General features: G+C 68.5%; 10 protein-coding genes. 9 read left to right on the forward strand and 1 reads right to left on the reverse strand.

Annotated elements, in window-relative coordinates:
* Positions 1-274 precede the first annotated feature (274 nt).
* The 9 genes from ACTT8P_RS15175 (at position 275) to ACTT8P_RS15215 (ending at position 14,505) form a co-directional block, all read left to right on the forward strand.
* A complete protein-coding gene (locus tag ACTT8P_RS15175) occupies positions 275-1,111 on the forward strand; it encodes an alpha/beta fold hydrolase (protein ID WP_442832154.1) in 837 nt (278 codons plus the stop codon).
* 58 nt (positions 1,112-1,169) lie between these two features.
* Positions 1,170-1,763 carry a TetR/AcrR family transcriptional regulator gene (locus ACTT8P_RS15180; protein ID WP_442832155.1) on the forward strand — a complete coding sequence of 198 codons (594 nt, stop codon included), beginning with the start codon at positions 1,170-1,172 and terminating at the stop codon, positions 1,761-1,763.
* Positions 1,764-2,005: 242 nt separating this feature from the next.
* Positions 2,006-2,398, forward strand: a complete 393-nt coding sequence (locus tag ACTT8P_RS15185) for a helix-turn-helix domain-containing protein (RefSeq protein WP_442832156.1) — start codon at positions 2,006-2,008, stop codon at positions 2,396-2,398.
* A 48-nt stretch (positions 2,399-2,446) separates the two neighbouring features.
* A complete protein-coding gene (locus tag ACTT8P_RS15190) occupies positions 2,447-2,857 on the forward strand; it encodes a VOC family protein (protein ID WP_442832157.1) in 411 nt (136 codons plus the stop codon).
* A gap of 250 nt (positions 2,858-3,107) precedes the next feature.
* On the forward strand, positions 3,108-3,842 hold the full coding sequence (locus tag ACTT8P_RS15195; RefSeq protein ID WP_442832158.1) for a type 1 glutamine amidotransferase domain-containing protein: 735 nt from the start codon (positions 3,108-3,110) through the stop codon (positions 3,840-3,842).
* Positions 3,839-4,132 carry a DUF1330 domain-containing protein gene (locus ACTT8P_RS15200; RefSeq protein ID WP_442832159.1) on the forward strand — a complete coding sequence of 98 codons (294 nt, stop codon included), beginning with the start codon at positions 3,839-3,841 and terminating at the stop codon, positions 4,130-4,132. Before ACTT8P_RS15195 ends, ACTT8P_RS15200 begins: the two co-directional genes overlap by 4 nt.
* Before the next feature lie 400 nt (positions 4,133-4,532).
* Positions 4,533-5,804: a serine/threonine-protein kinase gene (locus ACTT8P_RS15205; RefSeq protein WP_442832160.1), complete on the forward strand. Its 1,272-nt coding sequence runs from the start codon at positions 4,533-4,535 to the stop codon at positions 5,802-5,804.
* Positions 5,805-5,990: 186 nt separating this feature from the next.
* On the forward strand, positions 5,991-8,966 hold the full coding sequence (locus ACTT8P_RS15210) for an SNF2-related protein (protein ID WP_442832161.1): 2,976 nt from the start codon (positions 5,991-5,993) through the stop codon (positions 8,964-8,966).
* Between the two features lies 1 nt (position 8,967).
* Entirely contained in the window at positions 8,968-14,505 is a 5,538-nt protein-coding gene (locus ACTT8P_RS15215) for a DNA methyltransferase (protein ID WP_442832162.1), read from the forward strand.
* A gap of 299 nt (positions 14,506-14,804) precedes the next feature.
* Here the strand turns inward: ACTT8P_RS15215 and ACTT8P_RS15220 are convergent, their stop codons facing one another.
* Positions 14,805-15,221: a hypothetical protein gene (locus tag ACTT8P_RS15220; protein ID WP_442832163.1), complete on the reverse strand. Its 417-nt coding sequence runs from the start codon at positions 15,219-15,221 to the stop codon at positions 14,805-14,807.

Genomic DNA, 15,221 nt, shown 5'->3' on the forward strand with positions numbered 1-15,221 from the left:
TCACCGGACCTTCCGGTGATGCGCGCCGCCCGTGCCGTTTTCGGCCCTGGGGGAGCGGGTCCTGGCGCCGTCGTGCGACGGGCCGGTGTCGATCGCACGGGTCTCCGAGCGGTTCGGTCGCCTCCAGTCGGACGGCGTGCGCGGCGGGCTGCCCCGGTCCGCTGCGGAGCCGGCGCGCCGACCGGCCGGCTCGCCAGGGCACCCCTTGACCGGAGTAGACCGGTCGTATATAAATGAGTCAAGAGACAACACATCCCCTGGAAGGGCGGACGTCATGGGTCGCATCAAGGTCGGCACCGAGAACAGCACGGACATCGAACTGCACTACACGGACCGGGGCGCCGGTCAGCCGGTCGTGCTGATCCACGGCTACCCGCTGGACGGCGACTCCTGGGAAGGGCAGGCGGCGGCCCTGCTGGAGGCCGGCTACCGCGTCATCACTTACGACCGGCGCGGCTTCGGCAAGTCCAGCCAGCCCGCCACCGGTTACGACTACGACACCTTCGCGGCCGACCTGCACACCGTGCTGGAGACCCTCGACCTGACCGACGCGGTCCTGGTCGGCTTCTCGATGGGTACCGGCGAGGTCGCCCGCTACCTGGCCGCCTACGGCTCCGCGCGGATCGCCAAGGCCGTCTTCCTGGCGTCCCTCGAACCGTTCCTGGAGATCACCGACGACAACCCGGACGGCGCGGCCCCCCGGTCCTTCTTCCAGGGTGTCTCGGACGCCGCCAGGAAGGACCGCTACGCCTTCTTCACCGGCTTCTACAACGACTTCTTCAACCTGGACGAGAACCTGGGCACCCGCGTCAGCGAGGAGCACGTCCGGCACGCGTGGAACATCGCCACCGGCGCCGGGGCCATCGCCTCCGCCGCCGCTCCGCTCAGCTGGCCCACCGACTTCCGCGCCGACATCCCGCGCATCGACGTACCGGCCCTGATCGTCCACGGCACCGCCGACCGCACCCTGCCGATCGACGCCACCGGACGCCGCTTCGCCAAGGCCCTGCCCGCCGCCCGGTACGTGGAGATCGAGGGTGCGCCGCACGGGCTGCTGACCACCCACACCGCCGAGGTCAACGAGGCCCTCCTCGCCTTCCTCGGGCAGTGACCCGGCTCGCGCGGGGGTCCGCTAGACGACTAGTCTAATGGATTGTTAACCTGTCCTCATGACAGTAGCTACGCGCAGTACCGACACCCGCGCGAACATCCTCGGGGTGGCCCGGCGCATCGTGGCCCACAAGGGCTACTCCGGGGTCGGCATCAACGAGGTCCTCGCCACGGCCGGCGTCCCAAAGGGCTCCTTCTACCACTACTTCGCCTCGAAGGACGCCTTCGGCGAAGCGCTCCTGCGGGACTACTTCGACGAGTACCTCTCGGACATGGACCGCATCGTCACCCAGCCGGACACGCCGGCCGTCGAACGGCTGATGGCGTACTGGCGGCAGTGGCGGGAGACGCAGAGCTTCGACGAATGCGAGGGCAAGTGCCTCGCGGTGAAACTCGGCGCCGAGGTCGCCGACCTGTCGGAGCCGATGCGGCTGGTCCTGAAGGAAGGCACGGGCGGGATCGTCGAGCGCATCGAGCGCACCCTCGCCGACGGCATCGAGGACGGTTCGATCACGGTCGACGGCGACCCGGGTGAGATGGCTCAGGCGCTCTACGACATGTGGCTCGGCGCGAGCGTCATGGCCAAGATCCACCGCAGTCTCGCACCGCTGGACACCGCCGCGGCCATGACCCGGCACCTCCTCCACCTGTAACAGGACACCCGCGTGTTGGCCGGCAGCAGGCCATCGGCGCCGGAAGCACCCCGTCGGAACGGGCGGGGCGCCTCCGGCGCCGATTGCTGTTCCCGGGTGACCACGGACGGCCCTTCCAGGCACCCGTAAGGCCGATGAGCCGGGACGGACGGCCGGCCGGCCTGCCGAGGCGGTGCTGCCCGTAGTGCGGGGGGAGGTGCCGCCGTTCCGGGACGGATGGACGGACGTGGTGGAATGGCGTGGTGAGCCGGGCCGTCGAGGAGAGCAATCGCCGCATGCTGCGGGCGCGGGACGCGATGGACCGGGAGTATGCGCGGCCCCTGGACGTTCCCGCCCTGGCCCGGATCGCGCAGGTGTCGCCGGCCCACTTCGCGCGTACCTTCCGGGCGACGTTCGGTGAAACACCCCACCGGTACCTGCAACGGCGGCGGGTGGAGCGGGCGATGTTCCTGCTGCGGGAGACCGGGCGGAGTGTGACCGGCATCTGCTTCGAGGTCGGGTTCGGCAGCACGGGGACCTTCAGCCGTACGTTCCGCGACATCGTCGGACGGTCGCCGCGGGAGTACCGGAAGGAGGCGGTGGCCGCGCGCGTGCCGACCTGCTTCACGATGGCGTGGACGCGGCCGAGCGACTGAGCAGTTTCGGATAAGTATCCGGGCGGTCCGCTCAGTAGCGTGGGGTCCATGTTCAACGCCATCACACATTCACAGATTTACGTTCTCGACCAGGACGAGGCCCTCGACTTCTACGTCGGCAAGCTGGGGCTGGAGGTCACGGCGGACATCGACATGGGGTTCATGCGCTGGCTGGCCGTCGGTGTTCCCGGTCACCCCGGCCGGGAGATCCTGCTGGAGAAGCCGGGTGCGCCGGCCATGTCGGAGGAGACGGCGGAGCAGGTGCGCGAACTGGTCACCAAGGGGGCGATGGGCGGCTGGCTCATTCTCACGACCGATGACTGCCGCAAGACCTACGAGACGCTGCTGGCCAAGGGCGTGGAGTTCACCGAGGTGCCGACCGAGCGGCCGTACGGGATCGACTGCGGGTTGCGTGACCCCTTCGGGAACCGGCTTCGCTTCACGCAGTTGAAGGGCTGAGCCCGGCCGACCGCGCGTCGGCGGAAGCGTGGGGGCGTGGGGACGTGGGGGCGCGTGGCGGGGGAGGGCGGGGGAGGGCTTCTGCCCACCCCCGCCCTTCGCAGGTTCCCGAGCGTGCCTCTCCGAGTGGTTCCTGAGTGATCTGAGTGATCCGGCGGTCCACTTGACGAGCGCTAGACGACTGGTCTACTTTTATCTCGGCGGAACCCACGCGGAACTCACGCGGAAAACCACTCGCAAGGGAAACGACATGACGAAGATCCTGATGGTGCTGACCTCCCACGACCGGCTCGGCGACACCGGGCAGCCGACCGGGTACTGGCTGGAGGAACTGGCCGCCCCCTACTACCGGTTCAAGGAGGCGGGCTGGGACATCACGCTCGCCTCGCCCCAGGGCGGCCGCCCGCCCCTGGACCCCACCAGCGCCAAGGCCGACTTCCAGAACGACCTCACCCGACGCTTCGAGGAGGACCCCGAGGCCCAGGCCCAGCTGGACTCCACCGTGCGCCTGGACACGGTCTCGGCGGCCGACTTCGACACCGTCTTCTACCCGGGCGGGCACGGCCCGGTCTGGGACCTCGCCGACGACCCCGTCTCCATCGCCCTCCTGGAGCAGTTCCTCGCCCAGACCAAGCCGGTGGCGCTGGTCTGCCACGCCCCGGTCGCGCTGCGAAACGTACGCACCCCCGATGGCAACCTGGCCGTCGCCGGCCGGCTGGTGACCGGCTTCACCGACACCGAGGAGGAGACCATCCTCGCCATCAAGGGCCTCCAGGAAGCCGGCGCGAAGGGGAAGGCGGCCCAGGTCATGCCCTTCCTGCTGGAGGACGACCTGCTCGCCCGCGGCGCCCGCTACACCAAGGTCGCCGACTACGGCGAGAACGTCGTCGCCGACGGACTGCTCATCACCGGACAGAACCCGGCCTCCTCCGGCCCCGCCGCCGACGTCCTGGTCAAGACCGTCACCAACGGGAGTGCCAAGTGAGCGCCTACGTGATCATGATCCGCGAGCACCTGCGCGACACCGCGGAACTGGACATCTACACAGCGGGAGCCCGCGCCGCACGCGCCGGGCACGACATCACCCCGCTCGCCGCCTACGGCCGGATCGACGTCCTCGAAGGCCCCCCGGCCGAGGGCGTACTGATCAACCGCTTCCCCACCAGGGAAGCCGCGCTCGCCTGGTACCACAGCGAGCAGTACCAGGCCGCGCTCCCGCACCGCCACCAGGCCGCCGACTACCGCGTCCTCATCGTCGAAGGCATCGACGCGTAGGCGCCCACGGTGCCCACGGTGCCCACGGTGCCGGGGAGCGAGGACGGCCCCGACCCGGCGGCCGTCCTCGGCGGACGTCCCCGGCGGACCGGAAGGACGCGTACAGACAGCGGCCGGGCGCGTCGAGGTTCGGACGGAGCGGGAAGCCGGCCTCGCGGATCGTGCGGACGAAGGGGGCGACGGCCAGGCCGTGCATCTGCCCGTACGGCTCGCTCAGCTCGGAAACCAGCCGCACGCCGGCGACTCGGCGTGCCCGAGGTGATGGCCCGGAACGAGTCGCGCACCGTGAGCGGACCGGAGTCACTGATGGGGTGCTCGCATACACTTCCTCGGGCGTCCGGCACGGCCCGTCGGAGCGCGGGTGGCCGACCGGGCGGCAACGCAGGGGGAGAACGCGGACGTGGAACCACTCAGGGACGACGACCCGGCCTGCATCGGTAACTACCGGCTGCTGTGCCGGCTCGGTGCGGGCGGTATGGGCCAGGTGTACCTCGGCGAATCACCCGCCGGGCTCCAGGTCGCGGTCAAGGTCATCAAGCCGTCGGTGCTCGACGAGGACGGCCGCGACCGCTTCCTGTCCGAAGTGGACAGCCTCAAAACGGTGTACGGCCCCTTCATCGCCCCCTTCGTCTCGGCGGACGCCCAGGCCGAGCGACCGTGGCTCGCCGTGGAGTTCGTGCCGGGCCCCGATCTGCTGACCTTCGTCACACGGTACGGCGCGCTGCCCCTCGTCGAGACGGCCAGTCTGGGAGCGCTCCTCGCCGAGGGACTCGGCACGGTGCACGAGGCCGGACTGCTGCACCGGGACCTCAAGCCCCAGAACATCCTTCTCTCCGCGTACGGCCCCAAGGTGATCGACTTCGGTCTGGCCGTGCTCGCCGAGCGGCGTTCCACCCTGACCGCCACCGGCGTCGTGGTGGGCTCGGTGCTGTGCATGCCGCCCGAGCAGGCCCGGGGCGAGCACCGGCTGGGCCGGTCCGCCGACGTGTACGCGCTGGGCGCCGTCCTGCTGTACGCCGCGACCGGTCACTTCCCCTACGCCGGGAACAGTTGGCAGGCGGTGGCCCTGAACATCGAGGACCCGCAGGTGGCTCCGGACCTCTCCGGACTCCCGGCGCAGCTCACACCGCTGATCACCACGATGCTGGCGCTCGACCCCGCCGAACGACCGTCCCTGGACCAGGTCACGAGCCGGCTCGTGAAGGTGCTCGCGGGCCAGGGGGTGAGCGCGGGACAGGCCAAGCGGCGGCTCACGGACCGTACTCCCGCCATCGAGGTGCCCGAGGCGTCGTTCCCGCCGCCGGCGGAGGAACGTGTGCAGGGCTGGACCGGGTACACCCCGACCGTCGTCGACGTGGCGGCGAGCGAGGACGACGGACAGCTGCCGGGGCAGGCCCCGGGAGACGGCCGCGGCCTGCCTGACGACGCCGACCGGGACGACGACGAGCAAGCCGAGCCGGACGGGCCGGACGCGGATCCCGTCGAGGCGCATGGCCCCGGTCCCATCCCTCCCGCTCCCGCGGACGGCTCCGGATCCGGTGGAGCCGGGCCCGCCCGTCCGTCCGGGCCGCCGCCCGCCACAGGCTCCCGTGGGGGCGGCGCCCGCCTCCCCGTTCCGCTGCGGATCGCCGAGCAGCTGCGGGCCGCGTACGCCGGTGACGCCCGCTTCTGACCACCGGCGCCGACTCGTCCGGCGAGATGCGCGAGATGCTCGCTCCTCATCACCGGGGGCGCCCACCCCGTACGAGACGGGCGCCCCGCGTGAAACACTTGCGGGCCCGGTCGGCGACGTCCGAAACGCGTGGGCGAGCGGCGCCCGGCAGGGCCCGAAGACAGCAGAACCCAGGAAGGACAACCGGTGGCACAGCAGGGGGAGACCCGGTATCCGCCAGGCGCCCAGATCCTCGTACGGGACGAGGAATGGCTGGTCAGGACCGCGGTTCGGGCGGGGCATCCCAAGGACGGCGAGCGGATCGAGGCGATCGGCGTCTCGGAGTTCGTCCGCGACGAGGAGGCTGTCTTCTTCACCGGCATCGACCGCGTGGAACTCCTCGACCCGGAGAAGACCCGCCTGATCAGCGACACCTCGTCCTACTTCCGCCGCGCCCGCCTCTTCCTCGAAGCGGTGCTCCGCCGCACCCCGCTGCCCCAGTCGGAACGCGGCCTCGCCCTCGCGGACCGCTTCCTGCTGGACCCCCTGCCCTACCAGCAGCGCCCCGCCGAGCTGGCGCTCTCCCTGCGCAACCTGCGCCCGCGCATCCTGATCGCCGATGTCGTCGGCCTCGGCAAGACCCTGGAGATCGGCCTCACGCTCGCCGAGCTGATCCGGCGCGGCCGGGGCGAGCGCATCCTCGTCGTCACCCCGCAGAGCGTGCTCGAACAGTTCCAGCACGAGCTGTGGACCCGTTTCTCCATCCCCCTGGTACGGCTGGACTCGCTCGGCATCCAGCGCATCCAGCGGGAGATCCCGGCCGGCCGCAACCCGTTCACGCACTACAAGCGCGTGATCATCTCGGTGGACACGCTCAAGAACATCGGCCAGTACCGGCACCACCTGGAACGCATCCAGTGGGACGCGGTCGTCATCGACGAGAGTCACAACCTCATCAACCAGGGCAGCCAGCGCCGCGCCCTCGCCGAGACCCTGGCCCCGCGTACGGACGCCCTGCTGCTGGCGAGCGCCACCCCGCACAACGGCGACAAACGCTCCTTCGCCGACCTGATCAGCCTGCTCGACCCGGCCGCCATCGCCGACCCGGACCACTACGACCCCGCCGAGGACCTCGGCCACCTCTTCATCAGACGTACGAAGATCAGCCCCGAGGTCCGCAACGGCATCGGCACCGAGTGGGCGGACCGCGGCCCCACCCGTTCGCTGCACTGCGCCGCCAACGAAGCCGAGGAGCGGATCTTCGCGGAGCTGACCGAGCACTGGCTGCCCGCCCCGCCCGCCTCCGCCGAGTTCGGGACCGCCGACCAGGAGCGCACCTCGGTGGCAACGGACCCGCTCTTCGCGTACAACCTGCTCAAGACCTTCCTCTCCTCCCACATGGCGCTCGCCGAGACCGTCGGCCGCCGTATCACCGCCCTCGACAAGAAGGTGCGGGACGCCGAAAAGGAGGGCCGCCGCCCCGACCCGGCGATCGGTCCCGAGCAGCAGGCCCTGGCCAGGCTCCGCGAGCTGACCGCCGCCATGGGCGACGGCACCGGACCCGGTGACTCGGCCAAGCTGGACACGCTCGTCGAGCAGCTGAGGGAGATCGGCGTCGGCCCCCGCAGCAGCACTCGCGTGGTCGTCTTCTCCGAGCGGGTCGACACCCTCAAGTGGCTCGTCCGGGTCGTACCCGCCCGGCTCGGCTTCAAGGCCGACCGCGACGGCGCAGTGAAGGCCGTACGCGTCATGCACGGCGGCCTCAGCGAGGAGGAGCAGCGACTGTGCCGGGAGGCGTTCGGCCTGGCCGGCGACCCGGTGCGGCTGCTGTTCACCGGTGACGTCGCCTCCGAGGGCGTCAACCTGCACCGCCAGTGCCACCACCTCATCCACTACGACATCCCTTGGTCGCTGATCCGCATCGAGCAGCGCAACGGCCGCATCGACCGCTACGGGCAGCGTCACGAGCCCCAGTTCCGCGCCCTGATCCTCACCTCGGCCCGGCCGGGCACCAAGGACGACCGGACCGTCGCCGAGAAACTGCTCACCCGGGAGGCGGAGGCCCACAAACTCAACGGCACCGCCGAGGCCGAGACCGGCTACTACCGGGCCGATGAGGAAGAACGCCGGCTCATCAGGGAACTGGTCGAGGGCGGCACGGTGGAGGACTTCCTCGACGCGGCCCCGGCCACCGCGGACACCGACCTCGCCGACCTCTTCGGCCAGGTCGACACCATCACCGAGGAGGAACTGCCGCCGCGCGCGGAGGTCCCCTCCCTCTTCGACGGGGACCTGACGGCCTTCGTCGACACCGCGTTCGCCGAACTCTTCGAGGACCAGGCCGAAGGCGTCCTCGACCTGTCCCACGCCGAGGACGCCCAGGGCCGCCGCTCCCTCTCCCTCTCCCCGGAGAAGGCCCCCGACCTGCTGCGCCGCCTCAAGGCACTGCCGCCCTCCTACCTGAAGGAGCAGGGCGTGGCCCAGCGCATGATCCTCACCTTCGACCGCGACCTGGCGGGGGACAAGCTGACGGAGGCCCGGGAGGCCACGGACACCATGTGGCCCACCGTGTCGTTCCTCAGCGACATCCACCCGGTGGTGGAGTGGCTGACCGACAAGGTCCTCGTCCAGTTCGGCCGGCAGGAAGCACCCGTCATCACCTCGCCGTACGTCACCGAGCCCACGTTCCTCATCCAGGGCATCTGCTCCAACGCCCTGGGCCGCCCCACCGTCGTACGGTGGATGGCCGTACCGGCGCGGCCCGGCGCACCGGTACGGCCCATGACCGAGGCCCTCGCCGAAGCACGGGTGGGCCCCGGCCTCGCCCGGACCGGCGAACCCCGCGACTTGGCCCGTCTCCAGGAGCTGCTCCCGGCGGCGGTGGCGACGGCACGCGAGTACCTGGACACGTACAAGGACGAGTGGGCCGCCCAGATCAGCGGCCCGCTGGCCGAGTACCGCAAGCGCCTGACGGCCTGGCGACAGGACTCACTGCCCGGCGCGACCGCCCGGCGGGAGCAGCAGATCGAGGCGACCGCCGACGAACAAGCCCACCTGCTGGACCAGTTGAGCACCTCCGGCCGCCCCCTGCTGCGCGTCCTCGCGGTCCTGGACAGGCCCGCGCCCGACGACCCCCTCGGCGCCGCCACCACCCTTGACCCGGCCGACCCGGCGGAGGACTGACGTGACCTACGACTCCCTCGTCAACCACGGCGACTACCTGTCGGCGCACTACCTCGCCGAGGTACTGCCCAAGGACCTCAAAGCCAAGGACGGCCTCCTCGCCCGCTGGGCCACCGCCGAGGAGGAGGCCCGCCGCGCCCACGCCGAGGCGGTCTCCCGCGCGAAGACCGACGGCGACGACCCGGCCACCGTCCCGCCCCGCGCCCGCACTCCCCGCGAGGGCCTGCGCGCCCTGCACGGCCCCTACTTCGCGAGCCGCGCCGACTTCGCGCAGGACGCGGAGTCCCTGACCGTGCCGGACGCGCCGCTCCCCGCAGACTGGACCAAGCGCCTCACCGAACTCCACCTCACCACCCTCCGCGCCCTCGGCTACACCGAAGCCCACGAGCAGACGGTCACCGTCCACCGCTCCGGCCACGACTACGCCGTGGAGACCCTGCACACCGAACCCGGCGTCATCGCCCTGGCCTGTGGCTGGACCGCGGAACCGGACGCCGCCCTCGACCCCGACGGCGCCGGTCGCCTGCTCCACCCGGTGCCCCTGGAGGCGTCCGGCCGCCTCCGCGACGCGAAGGCCGTCACCGACTTCCTCTTCGAGTGCGAGGACCCGCCGCGCCACGTGCTCCTGATGGCCGGCGGCGTGATCGTCCTCGCCGACCGCATGGCCTGGCACGAGGGCCGCTACCTCGCCGTCGGTCTCGACGCCGCCCTCAACCGCCGCGACGACCGCAACGGCGGCGAACTCGACACTGTCGCCGCCCTGTTCGGCGCGGACTCGCTGCGCGTCCCCGAGGAGGGCGGCACCGCGCCCCTCGCGGGCTTCGTCGACAAGTCCGGCAGGCACGCCGTGGGCGTCTCCACCGAACTGCGCGAGGGCCTGCGCCTGTCCGTCGAGTGGATCGCCGACGAGGTCCTGACCCGCCTGCGCGAACAGGGCGTCCCCGTCTCGAAGCTCGACGACCCCAAACGACTCGCCAAGGAACTCACCCGCGAGTCCCTGCGCTACCTCTACCGCATCCTCTTCCTCCTCTACGCCGAGGCCCAGCCCGCCCTCGGCATCCTGCCCTCCGACTATCCCGAGTACGGCCGCGGCTACGGCCTCCAGCGCCTCGGCGACCTCGTCGTACGCGACCTGGTGGGCGAGCGTTCCCGGCGCGGCTTCCACCTCTACGAGTCACTCGACCTGCTCTTCCGCAACGTCGAGAAGGGCCACCGCCCCTACGGCTCCGAGCCCGAGGACATCCGCGCCCAGGAAGCCGACCGCGCGGCGACGGAGGCCGAACGGGACGCCGCCCGCCGCCTCGCCGCCGGCGACATCACCCAGGCCGAGCACGACGACCTGACCCGCGAGGCCGACCGCGCCCGCCGCGCCGCCGCCCGCAGCGCCGACGTGGGCCTGCGCTTCGAACCACTGCGCTCCGAACTGTTCGCGCAGGACGCGGTACGGCTCATCTCCGCCGGCCGCCTGGAGAACCCGCTCCACGAGGGTGACGGCACCGACGCCCCCGACGTCCCGGAGTTCCTCGACACCCGGCTGCGCAACGAGACCCTGCACAAGGTGCTGCGCCGCCTGATGCTGACGAAGGGCAAGGGCCGCGAGCGCGGCGGCTTCATTTCCTACGCCCAGCTCGGCATCAACCAGCTCGGCGCCGTCTACGAGGGCCTGATGTCCTACTCCGGTTTCATCGCCGAGGAGGACCTTTACGAGGTCGCCAAGAACGGCGACGCGTCCGGCGGCAGCTGGATGATCCCGGCGTCCCGTGTGCACGACTATCCCGACGAGGTCTTCGTCGAACGCCCCCACGAGGAGACCGGCCGGCCGGTCCGCGTGGTCCACCCCAAGGGCACGTTCGTCTACCGCCTCGCCGGCCGCGACCGGCAGACCTCGGCGTCGTACTACACGCCGAAGTCCCTCACCGAGGTGACGGTCGAACTGGCACTCAGGCATCGTCTCAGCGACGACACCTCAGCCAAAGAGCTCCTCGAATGGCGCATCTGCGAACCCGCCCTCGGCTCGGGAGCGTTCCTGAACGAGGCGATCGACCAGGTGGCGGCGGAGTACCTGCGACGCCGGGAGCGGGAACTGGGCAGACGCGTCGACGCCGAGCAGCGCCAGATCGAACTTCAGAAGGTCAAGGCTTATGTCGCGCTGCACAACGCCTACGGCGTCGACCTCAACGCCACCGCCGTGGAGCTGGCGGAGGTGTCCCTGTGGCTCAACTCGATGCACCCGGGGATGCGGGCACCGTGGTTCGGCCTGCACCTGCGGCGGGGCAACTCGCTGATCGGCGCGGGACGGAAGGTCTACGGACCGGACGTCCTGGCGGACGGCCCCTGGCTGTCCAAGGCGAATGCGCTCCCACCGACCGAACTCCCCTTCCGCGACGGCGACCTGCCCGAAGGCGCCGTCCACCACTTCCTGCTGCCCGCCGTGGGCTGGGGCGCGGTCGCGGGGGAGTCGGAGGCGAAGAAGCTCGCCGAGGACCAGGCGAAGGCACTGGGCGCGTGGCGTCGGGGCATCCTGAAGGCACCGAAGGCCCCCAAGCCGTTCGAGGAGCGGGGCGAGGAGACGCCGGACAAGCGCCAGAAGCGCTTCGACAAGTGGAACAAGGCCGCCACGAAGACCGAACTGCGGCGCCTGCAGCGGGTCGCCCGCCGGGCCGAGTTCCTGTGGAGCCTGGTCGCCAAGCGCCTCGAACTGTCCGAGCGCAAGGTGTCCCGGCGTATCGAGGTCTGGGGCGCGGACTGGCTCGGCCCGTCCGACGAGGCAGCGGACAAGCAGCGCGTACTCGACGACCTGACGGTCGCCGGCACCCCGTACTGGCGGCTCAAGACCGTCATGGACACGTGGTGCGCCCTGTGGTTCTGGCCGCTGGACAAGGTGTCCGCGCTGGACGGCACGGCGCCGGAGTACGGTCCGGGCGGCGGGGTCGTCCGGGCGGCGGACGTGGCGGCGCTGATGTCGGATCCCACCGCCGCCGACGCCGTTCCAGTCCCGACAGCTCCGTCCGCCGCACCCGCGCCGGAACCGACCGGGCCCGCACCGGGCGATCTCGCCTGGCAGGCCGCCGGCCTCTTCGACAACCCCACCGGCGAACAGGGCGACTTCGCCTCGTTGCTCGACGGCGGCGAAGACACCGAGGCGGGCCTGCGCTCGAAGGGACGGAACACGGGCGGTGGCCGCAAGTCACAGCTGGGGGAGGACCCGTGGCGCCCGGTCATCCCCCTGAAAACCTTCGCCGACTGGCTGGACTTCCTGGAGGCCGTACTCGGCCGCGACGACCCCGGCGACGGCTCCTTCCTCGACGGCCTGGACGACCTCCCCGTCGACGAGGCGCTGCCCCTGCTGGAGGCGTACGAACGCACCCTGGACGGCGCCCTGGGCATGGACCGCGTTCTGAACCTGCCGATGCGGTTCCCGTGGCTCAACGTGGTGGAGGACATCGCCGGTTCCACGGAGAAGGACATCAAGGCGGAGGACGGCCACGGCTTCTTCCACTGGGAGCTCCACTTCGCCCACGTCTTCCGGGGCCCGGCGGGCGGGTTCGACCTTCAGGTGGGGAATCCGCCTTGGGTGCGGCCGGACTGGGACGAGGCTCTCGTACTAGCTGAGATTAACCCGTGGTTCAAGCTTACTGATCAACCACCTGCTGATCGTTGGCGTAATTACAAAGACGCGGCGCTAGCAGACGTAGTTCGCCGCACTAAGTACCTCAATGAGCTAGCTGAGATTGCGGGCACGGCTGGGTTTTTGAGCGCCACCGCCACTTATCCAGCGATCGCTGGGACACGACCAGACCTCTATCGAGCGTTCATGTGTGAGGTCTGGCGTCATTTGGGTGTCGCTAGTACGGCCGGGTTGGTTCATCCGGACACGCATTTTACCGGCGTGAAGGACGGGAAACTACGTGAGGTTGCATACCGCCACTTGCGGACACACGCCCACTTTTCCAACAGGCGCGGAGTCTTTTCCGAGATTCATGCGAATACTGAATTTGGCGTTCACATCTACGGCGAAGCGAGGGAGCCAAAGTTCACGCACTTGAGTTGGCTGTTCACTCCGGCCACTCTACGTGATTCGTTCCATCACGATGGAGCGGGACCGCTTCCAGGTATCAAGTCTGAAGGAAAGTGGGAAATCCGAGCTCATCGAGCACGATTGGTGGAGGTCGATGCAGAGTTGCTTGCAGAATGGCATCGATTGGCCGGCGACTCTTCGATCCCTGCCAGCCAGGCGGCACTCCTGTACCCGGTAACTGCCGACGAGCAGGGGGCTATTAGGGCATTGTCGGCAGTCAGTGACCGCTTGGGCGCACATAATCCACAGATCACTGTTGGCATGTTCGAGAATCTAGCTACTAAGAAGCTCGGATTGTACCGCTGGGATACTACAACGCCGGAGACTCTCGATGAGGTGATTCTCCAGGGCCCTCATTTGGGTGTGGCGAATCCCTTCAACAAGCAACCCAACATTCCGTGCCGGACCAACCGTGACTGGTCAGCTTGGGATCTTAAGAAGCTTCCCCTTGCCGCAGTGCCGAGAACTAACTATGTGCGAGACTGTAGTGTGCAGGAATATCGCGCTGTTCAGGATCGGTGGATTGATTCTTCCCGTATGGATAACGACTGGAAGCCTTCCGCCGCAGAGTGGGCCGCGAGAGGTGAAACGTTGCGAGAAGAGGAAATGGCGTTGCCTGTGGCAGATCAGTTGAATCTGCTTCGTGCAAAATCGTGGCAGTCACGTCCGTATACAGAATATTTTCGGCTTGCGTGGCGGGTTATGATTCCATTTGATACGGAGCGGAGCCTCTTCGCGTCTCTGATTCCTCCCGGCCCGGCGCATGTTCATACCGTCGAGTCAATGGCGCTGCCCGACAATCGCGCCACGGCGTTGAATGCTGGTCTGTGGTCTGCGCTGCCACTCGACTACCTCCTTCGCATTACAGGCCGCTCGCATCTGCAGGTAGCGGAAGCTCGTAAAATGCCGTTCGCTGATCCTTCGCACCCTCTTGCATCCTCCCTTCTGGTGCGAGCGTTGCGTCTGAATTGCCTCACTGATGCTTACTCTTCCCTTTGGAGTGAACTTTACGACGCGGCCTGGCGTGAGTCTGAGAGGTGGGGCGTCGTTTGGCCTCAGTTGGCGCCACTGGCGGGACATCTCACGCCGACTTGGGGGTGGGATACCCCTCTTCGAAGTGAGTATGGGAGGCGTGCTGCCCTTGTCGAAGTGGATGCGCTAGCTGCGGTTATGCTGGGAATCAGTGCAAATCAATTGGTGGCGCTATGTAATTCTCGGTACCCTATCCTCATGGACTATGAGTCCGAAACATGGTTCGATGCCAGTGGTCGAAAAATCTCCAGGAACCATCACGCCTATGGAATAGGGCAGACTAAAGAAGTATTTGAACAGTTTTTGCTCTATTGCAATGAAGAGCGAGGTGATCCGCCGGAGGGCTATGCCGCCCCGTTCTATAAGGTCGATCGTGAGCGAGAACTTCGTGCTGCGCACGAGTATTTTGCTCGGCAGATGAAGGCGTGACGCGGCGGCTTGTGCGGGTAGGCGAAAAACTGGACGCGCCCTCCCCGTTTCAGTGGAGTGGGCGCGTCGACTTTCAGGAGGTTTGTGTTTGAAAAGATATTAAACCAAATATGAAGGCGCCGATGCCGGCGGCCACCATAAGCGGTTGCGCCATCTTCTCGTTTGTGTGTGTTATGTAGGCGGCTGACCCTGCGCACACTAAGGCGAGTGCTAATATTAGGGAACTTCTATCCATCTGTATCTCCGACGTGTCAACGCATGGAACCGGGCGGCGAGTGCGTTTGTACTAGCTTGGTTGGTCAGATGGGTTCACGGAGGCTGAGCAAGGTATTCCCGTCAGTGGTGCACCAGGCGGTCCATCCATTCACGGGATGTCCGGCTAGAGCCGCACAGGCTCCTGAAGGGGTGTCGTGAACTGTCCCGTCTTCAAGACGAAGCTTCCCGTCTTCCGTCACGACAGCTTCGTGGACTATTCCGAGCTTCCGGCGACGCCACGTCAGAACTTGTCCCACTGCGAGGCGACCAGTCGAAATCGGCTGGATGAGTGGTGATCTCCGACTGCGCTTAGTCGCTAGGTTGGGGGAAGGCGGGTCCAAACCCAGTAGGCGACGTAGCACACTGTTGGGAGTGTCCAGCAACGGCTTGGCTTCCCGCTCCAAGCAGGCGTATACGTCATCATCGACTTCGATCCTATGTGCAGCCACGACTTCCTCCAT

This window comes from Streptomyces sp. JW3 (assembly GCF_052216785.1).
Classification (GTDB): Bacteria; Actinomycetota; Actinomycetes; order Streptomycetales; family Streptomycetaceae; genus Streptomyces.

What these genes read in the sequence shown, in the direction of transcription:
- ACTT8P_RS15175 (WP_442832154.1), top strand. Translation starts at nt 275, where the DNA reads ATGGGTCGCATCAAGGTCGGCACCGAGAACAGCACGGACATCGAACTG.
- ACTT8P_RS15195 (WP_442832158.1), top strand. Translation starts at nt 3,108, where the DNA reads ATGACGAAGATCCTGATGGTGCTGACCTCCCACGACCGGCTCGGCGAC.
- ACTT8P_RS15190 (WP_442832157.1), top strand. Translation starts at nt 2,447, where the DNA reads ATGTTCAACGCCATCACACATTCACAGATTTACGTTCTCGACCAGGAC.
- ACTT8P_RS15180 (WP_442832155.1), top strand. Translation starts at nt 1,170, where the DNA reads ATGACAGTAGCTACGCGCAGTACCGACACCCGCGCGAACATCCTCGGG.
- ACTT8P_RS15220 (WP_442832163.1), bottom strand. Translation starts at nt 15,221, where the DNA reads ATGGAGGAAGTCGTGGCTGCACATAGGATCGAAGTCGATGATGACGTA.